A 21,515-nucleotide genomic window follows, 5' to 3' on the forward strand; every position below is an offset into this window, starting at 1 on the left:
TACCATACATACTTTTTACTTTAGAAGTATCCCATTTATTTAAAGGCTGATTAAACTCTAAGGCTCCAGAAAACATACCGCTCATATTTTCAACATTAGATGTATCCCAGCTATTTAAAGCCTGATTAAAACTTTTTGCTCCATAAAACATACCTCCCATATCCTCAACTTTAGAGGTATCCCAATTATTTAATGGCTGATTAAAACTTTCAGCTCTGTTAAACATACCATACATACTTTTTACTTTAGAAGTATCCCATTTATTTAAAGGCTGATTAAATTCTGATGCAAACAAAAACATATCTTCCATATTTATAACATTGGAAGTATCCCAAGTTTCTATTCCTGAAAAATCTTTTCTTTTTATATCATAAAATAGTTCACTCATATCAGTTATTAAGCTTGTATCAATACTGCCTAGATTAATATTTTCATCTTCAGTTAATTTTTTTAATTCTTCTTTTGTTTCAGGTTTAAATTTTTTTTCCATTTTTTGATTTCCTTGTATTTACTAAAAAGTTTTTCTGCATAACAGTTTTTTAATTTTAAAATAAATATTAATATATACTATATAAAAAAATAAATCAAGTATATAATTTAGTATTTAAGAATTATATACATATCCTATTAAATTAATATTTAAGATAATTCAGAAACTGTTTTTAAAAAATCTGAGGCTTCTTTTTGATTTTTACGAAGTGCAAACTCTAATGCTCTCTCTCCGTCTTTATTTTTATGCTCTATATCCGCTCCGTTTTCAATTAACAATTTCACTGCATCTATATCATTAACACCTGCACAAAACATTAAAGGAGTTGTAAGTTTGAAATTTTCTGCATTAACATCAGCTCCCGCTTCAATTAATGCTCTTATTATATCATATTCTTTTGTAAGAGAAGCATAAAGCAAAGCTGAAAATAAAGGTCTGTCTCTTAAATTTACATCTGCGCCGCAGTCTATTAAATATAATGCTATACGCCTTTGTTTTTCTGCACAGGCAAACATCAATGCGGTTATTCCCGTTCTGCTTCTTGCATTGATATCAGCCCCTTCCTCTACTAAAAGCTTGGCTATATCAAAATATCCATTTTTAGCGCAAATCATAAGCAATGTAAACTTAGACTCTTCATCTCTTGCATCTGCTAATGAGCTGTTATGTTCCAGATATTTTTTTACATTATCAAAATCGTTATTTTTTACATACTCGACTATCAAAGACATTTAAACCTTTATAATAATTACTGCCATTTATATGATTCTACAAACATAGTGGATATGGATATACATGCAACAGCCCAAATAAGAAAAAATATAACATTTTGTATATCTATCATACCTTTTGTAAAATCAGAAAAATATGTTGTTACGGATACCGCATTTAATATTTTGCTTGCGCCTGTAAACATCTCGCTAAGCCAATTTATAATATATGCAAATATCCCCATAGATACGCCTAAAATAGCGGCTACTAACTGGCTCTTAGATATGCTTGTTGCAATAAGTCCAAGTCCTAAAATGGCAGTTCCCAAGAGAAATAATCCCAAATAACCGCTGAATATAACTCCGATATCAGGTTTTCCGAATATCATTAGAAGTATAGGATATACAAAAGTCATAGCTAAAAGAGAAGCATATACTACAAGTACGGATAAATATTTTCCCAAAACATACTGAAGCGAAGTAATTGGAGCGGTCATTATAAGCTCAAAAGTACCTGAAGCTCTTTCTTCAGCTATAAGCTTCATACAAAGTATGGAAAGAAATAATATTGTAAAAAATCCAATATTATACATAGTATTTTCCATAACAGCCAATCTGCTATAATAGATTTCTATAGTAAAAAAATATCCTGTTAAAGCTAGGTATATAAACCCTAATATATAATAAAGCGATGATACATAAAAAGATTGAATTTCCCTTGAAAATACAGCATATACATTTCTCATATTATAACCTCTTATTTAATTATTAACTGCTTCTTCTTCAGTTTTAGCTTCGGAAGATAAATCTCTGATATATTTAGCTCTGTCAAAATCTTCGTTCTTCTTCTTATCTGTAAAGTAAATAAATACCTCTTCCAATGATCTTTCTTTAGCCCTAATTTCTAAAACATCAAAGTTATTATTAACTAAATGCCTAACTATAGCCGCTCTTGAATCGTTGCCTCTTTCACACTCTATTAAAATATCTCCGTAGGAATTGGACTCAGCCTGTACAACGCCATCAACCTCCCTAACACATAAAAGTGCATCATTATATCTTCCAGATACTTTAAGTTCTATATTTCCTCCCAATATTTCTCTGTCCATAGCCATTTTTAAGCCTTCAATAGTATCTTCTGCTATTAATTCTCCGCTGTCTATAATCAAAGCTCTTTCGCAGGTATCTTCAACTTCGCTTAATATATGCGTAGAAAGTATAACGGTCCTTGTACCTCCTAAGCTTTTAATCAAAGATCTTACTTCTATTAATTGATTGGGGTCAAGTCCGCTTGTAGGTTCGTCCAATATTAAAACTTCAGGATCATGTATTATTGCCTGAGCTATAGCAGTTCTTTGCCTGTAGCCTTTTGAAAGATGACCTATTATTCTATTTCTAGATTTTGTAAGTCCTGTTATTTCTATAGTATTTTCCAAAGCAGTTTTTATATGCTTATTAGGTATTCCCTTAAGTTTAGCGCAGAACCTTAGATAATCTATGACCGTCATTTCGGTATATAACGAAACATTTTCAGGAGTATATCCTATTCTTTTTTTAATTTCTATAGGATTGTCATAAACCTCATAATCGTCTAAATAAACATATCCGCTAGTTGCAGGAAGATAACCTGTAATTATACGCATCATAGTGCTTTTTCCAGCTCCGTTAGGCCCTAAAAATCCTACTATCTCTCCCTTGTTTATGGTATATGATACGCCTTTAAGTGCAAGATGCTCTCCGTAATACTTAACAATATTATCAACTTTTATCATCAATAACCCTTTAAATATTTATTCTAATTAAAAGAATGCTGCATTATAACAGCAAAATTTTTATTTATCAATATACATGTTAATTATTATATTATCGCAAAATAATAATTTTTCAGTAATAAAAAATTATAAATATGTATAATACGCTGTAAAAAAATAATAGAAAACAATATTTAACTATTATAAAAAACAAATAAAAAAAGCCTGCCTAATATATGACAGACTTTTTTATATAAAATAAAATTAATGTTTTATTACTGAGCTGCAGTATCCGAAGCCGTATTTCCTCCGTTTGATGAGGAAGGCTTAATATTTTTAATAGCATCAACAGCAGCTTGTCTTACAACTACAAAATACTGCTCATTTTGAGCTAAATCTATTAAATCGCTTAAAGCAGCCTGATCGCCTATTTTACCCAAAGCAACTGCAACTTCATAAACTATAGCCTGAGTTTTAGCCAGTCTTAATTGGAAAAGCAAAGCAGCGACACCTTTAGAACTTCCTATTTCTCCCAATGTCTGAGCGGCTGCTATAATATTAGAAACTTCCTGTTCGGAATATAGCATTTGAGATATATATTTTACTGAACTTTCCGATTTAGCGGCTTTAGCTGCCTGCAGAGCCTGATAACGAACCATAGAATCGGAATTTTGGCTGAAGGGGACATCTAAACCGTAATTTACATATCTATTAATTGCCGCAATTAAATTTTCGGAATTAGCGCCTTTTTCGCTTAAAGCTTTAAAACATAAGGCTTTAACATGAGGACTTCCGCCTTCTATAGCAGATATTAAAAGCTTTTCATCTTGATTTGCTAAAGCATTCACAAAATTTTGTGATAATTCTTCTCTAGGCTTATTGCCTGCAGATGCTTCCTGAGCAAAAACAGAAAATAAAGAAAATGCAGACATTAATGTTACAATAAATAGTTTCTTGAGCATTATACAACCCCTTAGTATATTAAGTTGTATAATAATACTATTATTATACAATAATTGCAAGCAAATTTAATAAATTTATAAAAAAATAATCTATATAAATATATGTTATTTTCTAATTGAATATGTAAAAGTTATTTATTTTAAGTAAAACAATTTTACTTAAATAATTTTATATTGTTATTATAAAAATACCGTCCGTATAATTTTATAAAATTGGAAGCAGAAATGAATTACAATACTATAATTATAGTTTCAATTTTAGCTGTAATAGTTTTGTGGCCTATTATAAAAAAAATAACAAAGAACATAAAAATAGAAAATTTGGATAATATTCATATAGCCTGTCTTTACGGAGATTTAAATAAAATCAAAAAATTAATATCTTCTGGAGTAAATATAAATTCAAAGGATTTCAGCAACAGAACACCTTTAATGTACGCTGCGGAAGACGGAGCTGTAGAAACTATTGAATATTTATTGAAAAACGGTGCAGACATAAATGAAACTGATGTAAAAGGAGACAGCGCTTTAATAATAGCTATAAAAAACAATAATATAAAAGCCTCTCAGCTATTAATAGAAAAAGGAGCCGATATCAGAATAAAAAACGAAGATAATAAAGATGCATCTAATATAGCTGCGGATATGGGATATAAAGAAATAAGCAATTTTATAGAAAAAATATTTAAGAAAAATTAAATATATCTTCTCTAATAAATAATTTTTATTAATTATTATTGTTGCTTCTTGTTATATTTGTAGAGCCGCATATAGGACAATGCGATACTGAATCTTCAATTATATCATCTATTTGAGCGATATCATCATCTTCCGATATATTAATCTCTTTATCATCTACTGCCCAGAAATTAGAACAGTCTTTGCAATAAAAATGTATTAAATATTCTCTATAAGTGGGATAATTACCTTCTATTTTTCTATATCCGTCTATAATATTATGCTCCATAATTTCTCCTATTTGCTTTATAGTAAAAAAATATAATATTTTTATATGAAAAGTCAATATTTTTTCTTAAAGCCATTATAAAAATTTTATATTAATAAAACAAAAAAAATATATATAAATAAAATTAAGCGTCAATGTAATCAAAATAAAATTATTATTTAATTAAATTAATTGAAATAAGAGATGTATTTTATCTCAGTTTTCTATAAAAAATATTTACATAATACTATTTTTTTTACTTTTTTTTTACTTTTTTAATAAAAAAGTAAAATTTATTAAAAAATAATGTAAAAAAACTTGACATTTATATAATAATATGCTATTATATCTTTATAACAAAAAATAAAGGAGCAATCTTATGAAAAAAAATCTAAAAAAAATTATCTTAACTGCATCTATAATGATGTTTTCTGCTGTTAGTGCTTTTGCTGATATAGCAATACAGGCTAATCAATTACCTAAAAATGCCCAAGATTTTATAAAATCTAATTTTCCTTCAGATCAAATAGTATATGCTGAAAAAGACAGAAACAGTTTTACAGCTGAGTTAGAAAGCGGAGCTGAAATTGATTTTGATAAAGACGGAAATTGGACTGATGTATCAGGAAATAATAAACCTATACCTACTAAATTTATTCCTGCTAATATATTAAGCGCTGTTGAAACAAAATATCCGAGAGTTGCAGTATTAGAAATCAGTAAAGAATATCTTAGCTATAAATTAAAATTAGGAAACAATAGAGAAGTATATATTGATAATACAGGCAAAATTGTAGGAGATAAACTATAATAACAAAACAAGCAGGACTGGCATTTTATTTGTCAGTCCTTATTTTTTATTGTATTATGTTATACTAAAATAATTAATGATAACTAATCTCTTTATTTTCCAACATAGACTTTATAAGCTTTTTTATTCTTTTCTACATTTACATTCTCCAATGATTTTTCTTTCATAATATTTAAAGCTCTGCCCGCAGTTTCCTTGGCAGGCTGAAAAAATAATAGAATAATTATTATTTCCCAAAATTTTATTATAATTTTTTATTCCGTCAAAATGTCATCTGCTTGATAATATAAACTCTATATTATAATCATTAATAATCTTATGATTATACTGAGTTATTTCTTTACTGCTGTTAAGCAAAGTACCGTCCAAATCCGAGGCTATAAATTTTATTTTTCTTTTAAAATATACATTTAAAAAATTCCTTAATGAATATAGTAAAAACAAGCAAATTTTAAATATCTAATTTAAAAAGCAGTATTTTTATTTAAAATAATTTACGCCATTTTCAAAAATATTATAAATATCTTTTGCGATAGTATTTTTGTACAAATTATTTCCGTATCTTTCGCTATGTCCCATCTTTCCGAATATTTTTCCGTCTTCTGATAGTATGCCCTCTACAGCATAAACGGATCCGTTCGGATTAAATCTAAACTCATTGGTAGGAACAGATTTGAAATTAACATATTGTGTTGCAACTTGTCCTTTTTTTATTAACTCTTCTATTATGCCTTCATCTGCAAAGAATCTCCCCTCTCCATGAGAAACGGGAATAACTAATTCGCTTCCAACAGGTATGCTGTAAAGCCAAGGAGAATTATTTGACATAACCTTTACTGTTACCATTTGAGAAATATGTCTTCCTATTTTATTAAATGTAAGAGTTGGAGAGTTTTCATTAATATCTCCTATCCTGCCGTAAGGAAGAAGTCCAGATTTTATTAATGCCTGAAAACCATTGCATATACCGAGAATAAGACCGTCTCTTTCTAACAATTTATATATAGAAGTTTTTATCTTTTCATTTGAAAGTATTGCAGATATAAACTTTCCAGAACCATCAGGCTCATCTGCTGCGCTGAATCCTCCCGGTATCATAAATATTTGCGAGTTATCTATTTTTTTTGACATATACTCAATAGATTCTTTTATGTACTCAGGTTTTATATTCCTAAACACAAAAATATCAGCATGGGCTCCAGAATCATAAAAAGCTTTTTGAGTGTCATATTCGCAGTTTGTTCCTAAAAACGAAGCTATTAAAACATTAGGCTTAGCCTTTTTATTTTTGCATATAAATGGAGTTTTAGCTTCATAATATGAAGCGGGATAGGTTTCTATATCTTCATAGGTTTTATAAGGAAATACACTTGATAACTTTTCAAGCCATGATTTTTCTATTTCCTCCAAATCTATTACTTCTCCGCATACTCTTATTTTATATTTATCTATTGTTTTTCCTATTAAAACGGCATTTTTATAATCAATCTCTTCTTTAGTTTCCACTATAAATGAAGCGGGCATAAGATTAAAAAAATGATGCTCTTCTTTTATATCAATACCTATTCTGTTTCCGAAAGCCATTTTTGTAACCGCTTCGGCAATTCCCCCGAATTTAATTGCATATGCCGATAATATTTTTCTGTTTTTTATATTTTCATGCATAAAGCTGAAGTTTTCTTTTATCTCTTCAATATTAGGCATATAATTTTCTTTCATATTATGCTTTATCAGATAAACATAATTATTAAAAGATTTGAACTCGGGAGAAATTACATATTCGGAGTTTACAGTGGATACTGCAAATGATATCAAAGTAGAAGGTACGGATATATTATTAAAAGTACCGCTCATAGAATCTTTGCCGCCTATTGCAGGTATATCAAATTCGCTCTGCACATATATCGTACCTAAAAGTGCTGAGTAAACTTTACCCCATTTTACTGCATCATTACCAAGCTTTTCAAAATATTCCTGAAATGAAAGCCTTATATTTTTATAATCTGCTCCTGCACAAACAAGCTTTGACATTGATTCTATTACAGAGTATATACCCCCATGAAACTCAGACCATTTCATTATTGAAGGATTATACCCCCAAGTAATAGCGGAAGCTGTATTTATTTCTTTTACACTATTACCGAATATAGGTATTTTCTGAATACTTACATCAATCGGAGTCATTTGATATTTTCCTCCGAAAGGCATTAATACTGTTGATGCTCCTATTGAAGAATCAAACATTTCAGCAAGACCTTTTTGAGACGCCACATTTAAATCCTCCATCATATTAAACCAATGATATTTTAATGAACATGCATTTTTTGTGCTGAAAGGATTATTTTCAAAATTAATATCTTTAAGCAAAACATCAGTTGACTGTTTGGCTCCGTTGGTGTCTAAAAACTTACGGCTTATATCTGCAATTTTTATGCCTTTTAAATACATTACAAGTCTTCCTGTATCGGTTATTACAGCAGCTTTTTCAGCTTCAATATTTTCTTCATTTGCAAGTTTTATAAAATTATCCGCATCTCTGCTTTCAACTACTGCAGCCATTCTCTCCTGCGATTCTGATATTGCAAGCTCGGTGCCGTTTAAGCCTAAATATTTAACAGGCAGAACATCTAAATTAATATCTATGCCTTCGGATAATTCTCCCATAGCAACGGATACGCCGCCCGCTCCAAAGTCATTGCATTTTTTTATCAATTTCAGAGCCTCTTTATTTCTAAATAATCTCTGTATTTTTCTCTCTTCAGGAGCATTTCCTTTCTGAACTTCGCAGCCGCAAAGTCTCAAAGATGTATCTGTATGACTCTTTGATGAACCTGTAGCACCTCCGCATCCGTCTCTTCCCGTTCTTCCGCCAAGCACTATAACAATATCTCCGGCTTTAGGTTTTTCTCTCCTTACATAATTTACAGGAACCGCTCCAACAACGGCTCCGACTTCAAGCCTTTTTGCCTTATATCCTTCATCATATATTTCATTAACCAGACAGGTTGCAAGTCCTATTTGATTGCCGTAAGAAGAATACCCTGCTGCTGCTAATGATGTAATCTTCTTTTGAGGAAGTTTTCCAGGCAAAGTATCTTCTAATTTTTCCAACGGGTTTGCACTTCCCGTCACTCTTACAGCCTGATATACATAGCTTCTTCCTGAAAGAGGATCTCTTATGGCGCCGCCCAAGCATGTAGAAGCTCCACCGAACGGCTCAATTTCAGTCGGGTGATTATGGGTTTCATTTTTAAACATTAATAAATATTTTTCTGTTTTGCTTTTTCCGTTTTCATCTGAAGCATCAACATCTATATAAATTGAACAGGCATTTATCTCCTCTGAAATCTCTAAATCTTCAAGTTTTCCTTTTTTCTTTATATATTTAGCCGATATTGTAGCCATATCCATTAAATTAATATCTCTTTTATCTGCATCTTCTCCGTAAATCTCTTTTCTCATATTATTATATCTGTTAATAGTATTTAATATAATTTCCGAAAAACTGCTTTTATCATTTTCTAATTTTACATTATTAATTTTTGTCATAAATGTTGTATGCCTGCAGTGATCAGACCAGTATGTATCAAGAACTTTTATTTCCGTTTCAGTAGGATTTCTTTTTTCTTCATTTTTAAAATAATCCTGAACAAACTCTATATCTTTATAAGTCATAGCCAAATCAAGATTATCTTTATATTTATAAAGCTCTTCCGTATTAAAATTAATAAAATTATCCGCATCTTTAATGCTGTCAGCTTTTTGATAGGGTTCTATTTCTAATTTGCTTAAATCTTTTTCCCTGCTCTCCACAGGATTTATATAAAATTTTTTTATTTTTTCTATAGTGTCCTCATCTATTTCGCCGTCAAAAACTATAATTTTACCGCTCACTATAACTGTATCTTTTATATCATTATATATTAATTTTAAGCATTGAAGCGCAGAATCCGCTCTCTGATCGAATTGTCCGGGCAGATATTCTACAGCAAAATATTGTAAATTTTCAAAATCCTTTTTTTCTACAACTTTATCAGTGGGAGGCTCTGAAAATATTACTTTAATGGAATTATTTAATTGATTTTCTTCTATATTAAAAATATCGTAAACATTAAGAAGCCTTACGGAGCATTTTATTTTAAAATTTTCTTTTAATTGATTTTCCAATCTTTTAGCTTCCAAATCAAAGCCTTCTTTCTTTTCTATAAAGATACGGTAATTCATTGATATTATTTCCTAAATTAATTTTTGATTTAATAATTATATATGCAATGATTATTATATCAATACTTTTTACAATTTTGATTTTTAGTATTAATTAATTTATTGATTTATATTTAAATTATTAATTAAATATTTTATAATACATTATTTTTAATAAAATTATATTTATAATAATAAAATTTTTATATTCATTATACTTAGTTATACAATATAATTTAATTTTATATACTGCAAGAATTTGTTTTAAATAGAACACCAATCAGATATATTTTTTAAGAATAAACATATCAAAAGATTTTATAGTCCAGTTGCTAGTACTTGGTACAATGGATCAGCTGAAAGTACTTATAACTGAGATCAAAAAAATTATGATTATTGTGCATAAGAATTAACTTTAGATAAAGCAAATCAAAGAGTTATATCATATAATAATTTTTTGGAATCATAAATTAATACATTCTGATTTAAATTATGATATGCTTATATTATTCTTTAAGAAATTAAATAATACTTAAATCAGTATGTCCTTCTTCTATGAAAAAAATTATTACTGTTATACTTGATTATTTTCTGATTTTATTCTATACTGTTTATAGATAATGGTATTTATTATGAAACAAACAAACAAACAAACAAACAAACAAACAAACAAACAAACAAACAAACAAAAGTTATTTCTTAATCTAATTTATCAAAATATACAAAAAATTTATCAATTTAAATACAATCTATGTATTTTACAGAAGTAATTTATGAAAAACAATAAATTGTTTATAAAAATATATTTATCATTATTAATAGTATTTATAATTACTTTAATAATTTTTTCTGCATTAGGAAATAAAACAAGAATCGGATATTTAACAGAATTCAAATTTGATGAACATAAAACTTTAGAATTAAACGGATATAATATAGATGAGTTTAAAAAAACTTTCGCTATAGATAATAAATTAAATAATGATTCTTTAACTAATTATATATTTACCAATAAATTTATAACAAATTACATCTATAATTTTAAAATTAAATATTACAGTAAATTTTTTAGAAACAGCGATATTTATGCTGTTTATCCCGCTATAAATCAAATTTTAGAAGAAAATAATTTTATTAATGAAGTGAAAATGGATGAAGCAGGAAGCCCTTTTGGAAATTTAATTTCTGATAAAAAAATAGATTTTGAAAAGATTGATAATATTAATTATATTTTAAAAATAAAATCTAGTATTTATTTAATACTTACTGTTATATTATTAATAACATTCATAATTAAAAATAATTTTTTGAATATTAAATATATACAATCTGTAATTAAAGATTTTATTTATAATGACAATTTAATTAAAAATTATGATAAAAATACTTACAATTCTATATTTATTTTCATAAATAATTTATTAATTTCATTAATAATAACTATTACAGCTATATTTATATTTAAAATTTTAAATTTTGAAGATATTAAAATATATGCATTTTCTTTAATTATAATTACATTATCATTATATTTTTTAAGCAATATTAAAGTAAATTATTTTAACAAAATACATAATAAAGCATTTTATAATTATTCAGGTACAATAATCGTATTAGTAATATTAACAGCTTTTATATTATCAATGCTTAATACATTCATTGAACTGCAAGAATGGAAATATCATCCATTCTTACAGTCATGGTATGAATTATTGATTAATAGAAATATTAATTTATTATTAATAGAATTAATATTTTCCTTTTTGCTTTTTTTATTTGTAATAAAAAATACTAATAAATTTACAACAATATGTTTAGCAATAATTTTTGCATCTTTTATAATATATTGTGAATATTTTCCTAAGGTATATGATGTATGGCATCATGTGGCGCATTTTACATCTGCATTTATGGTTTATAATGATATTCCATATCAGCAAAACATGTACAGTATACTTGGACATTATGCAATATTTATGAAACCATTTTTTCATATATTTGGTTTTAATGTAAAAATATATTCTATTTTAATTACAATATTATCAGGAATATCAATTATATCTATAATACTTGGTACATTTATTTTAGTAAAAGATAAATTTTATATCACTATAGGCTTACTATTAACATTGTTTTCAAGTATATTTTTTATATCTTCTTCACAGTATATAGCTATAAGACCTATAAGAATATTTTTTCCGAGTATTATGATATTATATATGATTATAGTTGGATCTAAAAAAAATATATTATTTTTAATAATAGGATATTTATTAGCTTCTTTTAGTATTTTATGGAATGCCGAAACTGGAATTGTATTATTAATATCTTTATTAATATCAAATATATATGTTTATTGCTATGACTTTACTTTGAAAGATAAAGAATTCTATTTTAATATAATAAAACAATTTATTTTTCTAATAGCTTCTATTTTATTTTCTTATATGATATTAAATATTTATAATATTCATTTACTTCATGGAAAACATCAAACTATTAAAGATTTATTATTTCCATTATTATCAGGACAAGTGGAGAATACAGAGATAAAAATTAACAAATTATTTAATTATTGGCTTATAGTTGTTTTAATTTTTTTAATACCGTTCTTATTTTATCTAAAAGAAATGAAAATATTTAAAAATTATTATCATAAAAATATAAAAAATTATTATCCTGCAATAATATATATTTCAGTTTCTGCATTAGGAGTATTTTCTTATTGTATAAATAGAACTGCCTTTTTTAATAGTACAATAATTTTTCCAATGATATTAATAATAATACCATTTTTATTATATAGACTTCATATAATATATTTTAATGTATATAAAAATACAGATTTTAATCAAATTACAAATGTAACATTATCATTATTCATAATAGGAATGGTATTTACTATGTTTATGTCTGTAAATAATTATAACATATTTTATAAATATTTAAATAAATTAGATAATAATATTTTTAAAGAAACAAATGTATCTAACATTTTCTACAATTATATGATTAATAAAAATAAAAATGATGGAAGAGATATAATTATAACTGAATTTATGAAAAAATACGGATATAATGGTATAGCTTCTTTCGGCGGATATTTTGAATATGGTTATGCTAATTTAAATTGGACTAATTCTTTAATATTACCAAATATTAGTGATTGGTGGAACCCTTCATTTGGTTATAGTAATGCTATAAAGATATTTTTAGATAAAAAACCATATATATTCATGTCTGAGGAAAAAATATATGATCCTCCTTTTTATATTAATAATGAATATATATCTAGCATAAATAATTTTAACATCTTTATAAAGCAAAATTATACAAATATATTTACTGAATATCAAAAATATAATTTATACATATATAAAAAAATAGACTAAAGTCATTAAAATTTGTTTTTTATTTTTGCATTAATGTTATAATTTATATTTATTATATAATTTGAAAATGAAAATAGCTTATATTATTGTTCATTATAAAGATTTATATAATATGAAAAAATTATATAAAATAATACAATTATAAATAACTAACTATATATGGGTGTAAAAATGAAAAAGATTATTTTTTTATTATTAATAATATTTATATCAATTAATTCCTGCAATAAGGTAACTCATAAAATAAAAGTTTATCATAATGGTAATATAATTACTATGAAAGGCGATAATGAAGAAACTATTTATGCAAAAGCTGTAGAAGTTAGAGATAATACCATAATGAAAGTGGCATATACAGACGAAGATAAAAAAAGCCTGATAAATAATGTATATGCAGAAATAATTGATTTAGAAGGTAAAACTTTAATGCCTTCATTTATAGATTCTCATAGTCATTTAGTAAGATTTGCCCAATCGCTTGCTACCGCAGATTTGACAGGCTCTTCAAGTATGCTTGATATTGCAGAAAGAATTACCAATTATATAGAAATAAATAAATTACCATCCGATGCTTGGGTAATAGGCTTCGGATACGATAATAATCTGCTTCCAAACAAAAAAAATCCGAACAGAGATGATTTAGATAAAATTTCAGATACACACCCTATATTTATAACACATGCTTCAGGACATGTAGGAGCTATGAATTCCAAAGCATTGGAGAAGTTAGGTGTCAATGAAAATACACCTGATATACAAGGAGGAGTAATAGAAAGATATCCCAACAGCAGAAAACCTACAGGATATATGGAAGAGACGGCTTTTATGCATTATTCTCAGAATGTAGAGTTTCCGCTTACTGATAAAGATTTAATGAATTTTATCAATCAGGCTGAAGATATTTATTTAAAATACGGTATTACAACAGCGCAGGATTCATTAATTTCAGCTGCTGAATTTCCTATTATAAATAATATGATAACTAATAATAAATTTAAAATAGACATTATAGGTTTTATAGATCTGAAAAATTCGGCATTTCTATATGAATCCAACAGAAGTATGACAGCAGACTACAGCAATAGATTTAAGATAGGAGGATATAAAATATTTCTGGATGGTTCTCCTCAGGCAAAAACGGCATGGCTTGAAAAACCTTATGCAAGCGGTCCTGCAGGATACAGAGGATACGGCATATATAATAATACAGATGTTGAAAAATATGTTGAAAAAGCATTAGACAATAAAATGCAGCTTCAGGCGCATTGCAACGGAGATGCAGCGGCTGATCAATATATAAATGCATTCAGTAATGTTATGATAAAAAGAAACACAACGAATAATTACAGAGCTGTTTTAGTTCATAGCCAGATAATACGGAAAGAACAGTATGCTTCTATGTCCAATCTTAATATTATACCTTCAATATTTGCAGCGCATATTTATTATTGGGGAGATACTCATATAGCTAATCTTGGTATGGAAAGAGCCTCTCAAATCAGCGCATCAAAAACAGCATTAAATAATAATTTAAGCTTTACATATCATCAGGATACTCCTGTAATTAAACCTAATATGATTGAAACTATTTGGTGCGCCGTAAATAGAATAACAAAAGACGGCATATTACTAGGAGAAAATCAGAAAGTTACTCCTTATGAAGCATTAAAAGCTGTAACTATTAATGCAGCATATCAAAATAATGAAGAAGATATAAAAGGAACTTTGGAAGAAGGCAAATTGGCAGACTTAGTAATACTCAGCGGAAATCCCATAACCTGCAATGCTATGGATATAAAAAATATAGAGGTGCTTGAAACTATTAAAGAAGGAAAAACATTATATAAAAAAAATTAAGCTTTATAGTTTTTAATATATATAGCGGTTAATTAATAAATGTGCAGAATATATTACTGCACATTTTTTATTTTAAATGATAATAATTTATTTTTTAAGTATGCTTATAATACTAATACAGCTATGCTTTTTATAATGAAAAACTATGCCTTAATTATATAGGTAATAAAATTTGATTTTTGATTTTTTTTTTACTATACTTGAATTATCATGCATTGCTTAGTTTTCTATGAAACAGCTTATTCCTTAAGCTTTTTTAGAAACAAATCAAATAATATAATAAATAATCTATTATATCAGAATATAACCTGTTATCAAAGGAGGAATGTCTATGGGAAAAATTTACAGCCCAGAAAATATTCGTAATGTTGCGCTTTTAGGTCATGTAGGCAGCGGTAAAACTACTTTAAATGAAGCTCTGCTTTTTAGAGCTGATTGTATTGACAAGAAAGGTGAAATTGCAAGAGGGACTACTGTAAGCGATTATACAGATGAAGAAATCAAACAAAAAATGTCAATCCGCACTTCTTTAAGCTTTATAGAATGGAAAGATCATAAAATTAATCTGCTGGATATTCCCGGATCAGGAGATTTCAGCGGAGATATTAACCCTGCTTTGAGAGTGGCGGAATCATGCATTGTTGTAATAGATGCGGAATTCGCAATACAAATAGAAACGGAAAAACATTGGCAGATGGCTAATAATTTCAGAAGACCCAGAATAATTTTTATTAATAAAATAGATAAAGAAATGGTTGATCATAAAGCTTTATTAGAAAAAATTGAAAATAATTTTAAAGAGCCTCCTGTAGTGCCTATACAAATACCTATGGGAAACGGAAAAGATTTTAAAGGTATAATAGATGTTATTTATCATAAAGCTTATTTCAGAGATGAAAAAGGTAAAATTGTGGAGGCGGAAATACCAGAAGAATATTATGATGAATACAGATCCACGCGCGACAGATTAAAAGAATTAGTATGCGAAGTTGATGACAGCCTTACTGAAAGATTTTTAGAAGGAGGAAAGTTCACAGACGAAGAATATATAGAAGCTTTAACAAAATCAATACTTCAATATAAAGTTGTTCCTATTCTTTTCGGAACATCTGTAAAAGATATAGGAATGGGGGCTGTATTGGATACAATAATAAGATATATGCCTTCTCCTTCTTATGTTCCTGTTACAGACGGTACAGATCTTTTAACTAATAAGCCTTCTACAAGATCAATATCAGGCGACAATAATCCTTTTGCCGCATTTGTATTCAAAACCACTATAGATCAATATGCTGGAAGAATATCCTTCTTTAAAATCCGTTCAGGAAGCATAAAGAGCGGAGACGAAATATATAATTCAAGAACTGGTAAAAAAGAAAAAGTTTCTCATATATATATGGCAAGAGGAAAAAAACAAATTGAAGCAGACACCATCACTTCAGGAGATATAGGAGTATTGGCAAAACTTTCAGACTGCAGAACAGCTGATACAATAAGCTCTCCAAGCTCTCCGTTTCAATTCCTTCCTCTTAAAATACCTCAGCCTATATACTTTACTGCGATAAAAATACTAAAAAATGATATAAAAGCTCTTGAAGTCCTTGATACTATTTCTCAGGAGGATTTGACATTTAATGTAGAATATGACAGCGAAACTAAAGAAACTATAATAAAAGCTATGGGATCTCTGCAGGTAAAATTGGCGCTGGACAGAGTAATATCTCTTACTAAAGCCGAAATAGAACAGAGTGTGCCGAGAGTAGCTTACAGAGAGACTATAAGAAAGAAGGCGCAGGCACAGTACAGACATAAGAAACAATCGGGAGGAAACGGTCAGTTCGGAGAAGTTCATTTAGAATCCGAACCTCTTCCAAGAGACGGAGGCTATGAGTTTATTAATGATATATTCGGAGGCTCCATACCTAAGCAGTATATACCTGGAGTTGAAAAAGGAATACAGGATGCAATGCTTCAGGGTCCTTTGGGAAAATATCCTATGGTTGATATAAAAGTAAGACTTTATGACGGCAAGTATCATGATGTGGATTCCAATGAATTATCATTCAGAATAGCAGGTTCAATGGCGGCTAAAGAATCATTTAAAAATGCAGGTCCCGTATTACTTGAACCTATTATGAAAGTTACAGTTTATGTGCCTGAAGAGTTCACAGGCTCTATTATGAATGAACTTACTGGTAAAAGAGGAAAAATTTTAGGTATGGAAGAAGCATCTAATACCGTACAAATGATTAAAGCAGAAGTACCTCTTTCCGAAATGCTTACTTATTCTGCAGAAATGAAAGCATCTACTTCGGGAAGAGGCACTTTTGAAATGGAGCATTCCCACTATCAAGAACTTACAGGTCCTTTAGCCGATAAAGTTATAGAGGAAAGAAAGGTATTACTTGTAGGCGGTGAATAAAATAAGACTTAGTATATATAAAAATAAAGTTGATATTTTTCATATACTATAATATAATATTATAATATGTATAAAATTAGGAGATTGTATGCTCAAAATAATTGACAAAATCACAAAAGAACATGTATTTGAAGACTTGGAATCAAAAGACAAAGAATCACTTTTTAGAGCGTTAAGTGAAAAAATCGCACCTATTGCTTCTGCATCTGCAGATGCTATATTCAATGCATTCAAAAAAAGAGAAGATGAATATACAACTAATATAGGAAACGGTGTTGCAGTTCCTCATGGAAGAATACAAGATTACGGAAAAACAGACATATTTGTAGGTTTTCTGAAAGATGAAATTAACTATGATTCTGATTCTGATGAAAAAAGCCCTGTTAAGCTTGTATTTGCAATACTTTCGGATATTGACAATCCGCAGGATTATCTTCTTAATCTTTCTCAAATTTTCTTTTTAGTTAATCAGAAAGAAATACTTGATAAAGTTATGGCTACCAAAAGCTACAGCGAATTATCTTCCGTTTTAGAATCTTTCAAAAAATTAGATGAAAAATTTGAAGCTGAAAAACAAATTAAATTTTTAATTGAACTTGAAAGAGCTGAAATACAAATTAAAGCTTATGAACTTTACAGTTCAACTCACTCTCAGCAAAAATCCGATGTTGTTTTAGAGGAGTATAAAAAATATAAAGATACTATATTAAGTAAAATTGATGTATCTGTTTTGGAAAATTACAAAAGAATCAAAGAAAATAAAGGCGAGGCTTTAGCTAAAATAGAAAATTACAAATGCAGCGCCTGCAATGTAGCCATACCTAAAATGACCGTTAATGAGGTTAGAAGACAAAATCAAATTATTATGTGCTTCCACTGCGGAAGAATATTATTCACTACTGACTAATAAAAATAATGATAAATAATTTATTAAAAATAGGAACAGCTAAAAGAAATATATTGATAATGCTTCTTTTAGCTTTCCTTTATATTTCATGCTCACCGAATAAACCTAGCTCAATCATATCCGAGTTTTATAATTATCCTAATCCGTTTAATTCTAATAAAACAAATACCCAGTATAAAGCTTCTATAAGCAGAGGAGAAATTATAAGTGCAAAGCTTGAAATATATTCTCAAAACGGAGATTTAATATATTCAAAAGATATGATTATCACTAATAAAACCGCCGCTTATTGTATATGGTCAGGATTGGATAAAAACGGCAGATATCTTCCTTCAGCAGTTTACAGCGCTAAATTAATATTAAAAGACAATCAGGATTCCACATTTATTTCAGAGTTTAAAACATCCATAATATAAAAATTATTATTTTTTAATATTGTTAAGATTAAATTATAAAAACTGTGAGCTTCTGACATTCTAAGAATGACAGAACATTTAAGCAAACAATTTTTATTAGCAACAATAAAAAATAATTAATTATAATTTTTTATTTTTTCTATCCAAGAATTATAATCTTCATCGGATATTTCATCTAATATTTTCACATAAGGATTTAATTTTTGATGAGGTTTTGAAAAATAGCTTATATCCCATTTTATAGGTTTTGTCCACATTCCTTCGCTGTCCATAATTAATATATGAGTATTCTCTAAATCAGGTATTTCTTCAGGAGACATATCTCCGTATAATATCTTATTTAAATCCAATTTTCCATTTTCATCTTCCACATTATAAGATCCGTCTTTTTGAATAGCATATATAGTATAATACTGCTGATGAGCCTCAGTTTCTATTAATTCTTTTGGATGTTCCTTGCCTCTAGCTATATCATAAACGGTTTCATTAAACTCATAATTATCTACTCCGTATATTTTTAATAAATTTTTTTTATATAATTCAGCCTCTAATAAAGTTATAAGATAATATCCATTGCTCATATCCGAAGCTTCTATATAAAAACCCCTTTGCATCTTAGGAGCAAGCACAAGAATCTTAGTTTTACGGCATGCTTCGGCTCCTATATGTATATATGATAATGCAGGTATATAAGCCTCCAAATATTCCACATGATCTGTAAGTCCCAAATCTATAAAATATTTTCTTAAATTCTGATTGGAGCATATTACAGTCATAACAGGCGCAATCATCATATCAATTCCAATAAACGCTTCTAAAGGCTTATAATCCAATCTATACATAATATCCATATTTATATTGGCTATATCTTCTTCCGTAAGCTCATCTTCATCAACATTATAAAGCTGAGATGCATTTTCTATAAATCTGCATGCATTATCTATATTTTTAAAAAATAAATTTATAATAGACCTGCCTATTTCATCATCTATTATATCTCTATGATGTATAATATGCCCTACAAAATTTGCCGCATAATATGATTTTAATATATCCATATCAGCCAGTTCAGAAGATACCGCTTTGCAAATATCCAATTCTTTATCATGATTATCCCTCAAATATTCTTTTAATTTCAAAAACTTATCATTCTGAGATACAATTTTTTTATTTATTACCTCATCAATATTAGATTTCTCTTTAGTATAATCAATATATTCTTTTACTATGCTTTCCATAAAATAATATCTCCTAACATTTTATATTTTAATATTATATCATAAAAATTGAATATAAGGTATAAGAAAAACAAGCAGAACAGAATAAATTAATGCAGGAAGAAAATCTCCTGTCTTTATTTCAGCAATTTTTAACAAATTTATGCCTATCATAATAACAGTAGCGCCTCCTACAGCAGAAACCTCATTAAGCATAGCCGCCGAAATATAAGACTCAAGAAAAGATGAGAGAAGCGTTAAAGATCCTTGATAAATAAATATGCTTATTGCAGAAAAAGCCACTCCTATTCCGTAAACCGCCGACATAAATACGGCAACAAATCCGTCTATTATGCTTTTTGTAAATATTAAATCATATATGCCTTGAGTTCCAGCCTGAAAAGATCCAAGTACAGACATAGAGCCAGAACAAAAAAGTATTGATGAAGTAACAAATCCTAAAGCAAAATTTCCTGAATTATCTTTAAAAGAAAATTTATTTTTAAAAAACTCTCCTAAATATTCTATTTTCTCTTCTATTTTGAAAAATGTACCTGTAACTCCTCCAAGCATTACAGATATTGCAAATATCAATATACGCTTAGTCATTACCGCCATACTTATGCCTATTGTAAGAGATATAATTCCTGCAGCAGTAAATACAGAAACTTCATATTTTTCAGATAATTTATTTTTAAATATAAGTCCTATAATAGCTCCTATAAGAACAGATATCATATTAACAAAAACCGCTATCATTATAAAATCCATATAATTATTATAAATTAATTTTTTTCATCAGACAAAAAATAATATAATATTTATTTTCAATTTTATCAATAGTATTTTTAATAAATTATATAAGTTATAGTTTTTTTATTATTGCTATTGCTATATGAGCTCCGCTTTTTTTTATTTATTTTTCTATTTTTTATTATTCTATATTGCTGGGATTGTATTTTATTATTTGATTTATTTGTTCTTTTTTATGCAGATAAAAAAGAATCAAAAAAGCTGTTTACTTTTTGTCAAAAAGCAGAACAAAAACAATTACATTATTTAAAGATTATTTTTTATTGATGGTAAAGTTTTTATTGCTGTTATGTTCAATGACCGATTTTTTTATTATTTTTATTATTGCTATGTGAGCTCCGCTTTTTTTATTTATTTTTCTATTTTTTATTATTCTATATTGCTGGGATTGTATTTTATTATTTGATTTATTTGTTCTTTTTTATGCAGATAAAAAAGAATCAAAAAAGCTGTTTACTTTTTGTCAAAAAGCAGAACAAAAACAATTACATTATTTAAAGATTATTTTTTATTGATGGTAAAGTTTTTATTGCTGTTATGTTCAATGACCGATTTTTTTATTATTTTTATTATTGCTATGCTCGAACTCGGCTGATTACGGCGGGTTTATAAATAATC

The 21,515-nt window shown here is 27.7% G+C and carries 17 protein-coding genes; 7 read left to right on the top strand and 10 right to left on the bottom strand.

The genetic code is table 11. The annotated features are described in order from the left end of the window. The 5 genes from QZ306_RS08055 to QZ306_RS08075 form a co-directional block, all read right to left on the bottom strand. On the bottom strand, positions 1-490 hold a 490-nt coding region (locus QZ306_RS08055), incomplete at its 3' end, for a BspA family leucine-rich repeat surface protein (RefSeq protein ID WP_295162848.1). A gap of 149 nt (positions 491-639) precedes the next feature. Next, positions 640-1,221, bottom strand: coding sequence for an ankyrin repeat domain-containing protein (locus tag QZ306_RS08060; RefSeq protein WP_295162850.1), 582 nt, complete (start codon positions 1,219-1,221; stop codon positions 640-642). Between the two features lie 17 nt (positions 1,222-1,238). After that, positions 1,239-1,946, bottom strand: coding sequence for an ABC transporter permease (locus QZ306_RS08065; protein ID WP_295162852.1), 708 nt, complete (start codon positions 1,944-1,946; stop codon positions 1,239-1,241). A gap of 15 nt (positions 1,947-1,961) precedes the next feature. Further along, the gene (locus QZ306_RS08070; protein WP_295162854.1) at positions 1,962-2,972 is read right to left on the bottom strand and encodes an ATP-binding cassette domain-containing protein; all 1,011 of its coding nucleotides are present in this window, start codon (positions 2,970-2,972) and stop codon (positions 1,962-1,964) included. Between the two features lie 254 nt (positions 2,973-3,226). Further along, complete coding sequence (locus QZ306_RS08075; protein WP_295162857.1) at positions 3,227-3,913, bottom strand: HEAT repeat domain-containing protein; 687 nt, start codon at positions 3,911-3,913, stop codon at positions 3,227-3,229. A gap of 225 nt (positions 3,914-4,138) precedes the next feature. Between QZ306_RS08075 and QZ306_RS08080 the strand changes: the two genes are divergently transcribed. Next, entirely contained in the window at positions 4,139-4,612 is a 474-nt protein-coding gene (locus tag QZ306_RS08080; RefSeq protein ID WP_295162859.1) for an ankyrin repeat domain-containing protein, read from the top strand. A gap of 28 nt (positions 4,613-4,640) precedes the next feature. Here the strand turns inward: QZ306_RS08080 and QZ306_RS08085 are convergent, their stop codons facing one another. Beyond that, the gene (locus tag QZ306_RS08085) at positions 4,641-4,880 is read right to left on the bottom strand and encodes a hypothetical protein (protein ID WP_295162861.1); all 240 of its coding nucleotides are present in this window, start codon (positions 4,878-4,880) and stop codon (positions 4,641-4,643) included. Between the two features lie 358 nt (positions 4,881-5,238). Between QZ306_RS08085 and QZ306_RS08090 the strand changes: the two genes are divergently transcribed. Next, positions 5,239-5,670 (top strand): PepSY-like domain-containing protein, encoded by a 432-nt coding sequence (locus QZ306_RS08090; protein WP_295162864.1) that lies wholly within the window; start codon positions 5,239-5,241, stop codon positions 5,668-5,670. A gap of 270 nt (positions 5,671-5,940) precedes the next feature. Here the strand turns inward: QZ306_RS08090 and QZ306_RS10670 are convergent, their stop codons facing one another. Together QZ306_RS10670 and QZ306_RS08100 are read right to left on the bottom strand one after the other, a co-directional pair. Then, the gene (locus QZ306_RS10670; RefSeq protein WP_366142549.1) at positions 5,941-6,114 is read right to left on the bottom strand and encodes an HAD hydrolase family protein; all 174 of its coding nucleotides are present in this window, start codon (positions 6,112-6,114) and stop codon (positions 5,941-5,943) included. 36 nt (positions 6,115-6,150) lie between these two features. Beyond that, positions 6,151-9,894, bottom strand: coding sequence for a phosphoribosylformylglycinamidine synthase (locus QZ306_RS08100; protein WP_295162868.1), 3,744 nt, complete (start codon positions 9,892-9,894; stop codon positions 6,151-6,153). Between the two features lie 752 nt (positions 9,895-10,646). Here QZ306_RS08100 and QZ306_RS08105 point away from each other — a divergent pair. From QZ306_RS08105 to QZ306_RS08125, 5 genes are all read left to right on the top strand, one after another. After that, positions 10,647-13,265 (top strand): hypothetical protein, encoded by a 2,619-nt coding sequence (locus QZ306_RS08105; protein WP_295162870.1) that lies wholly within the window; start codon positions 10,647-10,649, stop codon positions 13,263-13,265. A gap of 171 nt (positions 13,266-13,436) precedes the next feature. After that, positions 13,437-15,122 (top strand): amidohydrolase, encoded by a 1,686-nt coding sequence (locus tag QZ306_RS08110; protein ID WP_295162872.1) that lies wholly within the window; start codon positions 13,437-13,439, stop codon positions 15,120-15,122. Positions 15,123-15,453: 331 nt separating this feature from the next. Continuing rightward, positions 15,454-17,544, top strand: a complete 2,091-nt coding sequence (gene fusA / locus QZ306_RS08115; protein WP_295162874.1) for an elongation factor G — start codon at positions 15,454-15,456, stop codon at positions 17,542-17,544. Between the two features lie 88 nt (positions 17,545-17,632). Beyond that, positions 17,633-18,451: a PTS sugar transporter subunit IIA gene (locus QZ306_RS08120; protein ID WP_295162877.1), complete on the top strand. Its 819-nt coding sequence runs from the start codon at positions 17,633-17,635 to the stop codon at positions 18,449-18,451. 8 nt (positions 18,452-18,459) lie between these two features. Further along, positions 18,460-18,867, top strand: a complete 408-nt coding sequence (locus QZ306_RS08125; RefSeq protein WP_295162879.1) for a hypothetical protein — start codon at positions 18,460-18,462, stop codon at positions 18,865-18,867. A 116-nt stretch (positions 18,868-18,983) separates the two neighbouring features. Here QZ306_RS08125 and QZ306_RS08130 read toward each other — a convergent pair whose 3' ends face one another. Together QZ306_RS08130 and QZ306_RS08135 are read right to left on the bottom strand one after the other, a co-directional pair. Beyond that, complete coding sequence (locus QZ306_RS08130; RefSeq protein ID WP_295162881.1) at positions 18,984-20,105, bottom strand: hypothetical protein; 1,122 nt, start codon at positions 20,103-20,105, stop codon at positions 18,984-18,986. Between the two features lie 39 nt (positions 20,106-20,144). After that, entirely contained in the window at positions 20,145-20,843 is a 699-nt protein-coding gene (locus QZ306_RS08135) for a DUF554 domain-containing protein (protein WP_295162884.1), read from the bottom strand. Positions 20,844-21,515 lie beyond the last annotated feature (672 nt).

Source organism: uncultured Brachyspira sp. (assembly GCF_910588665.1).
Lineage (GTDB): Bacteria > Spirochaetota > Brachyspiria > Brachyspirales > Brachyspiraceae > Brachyspira.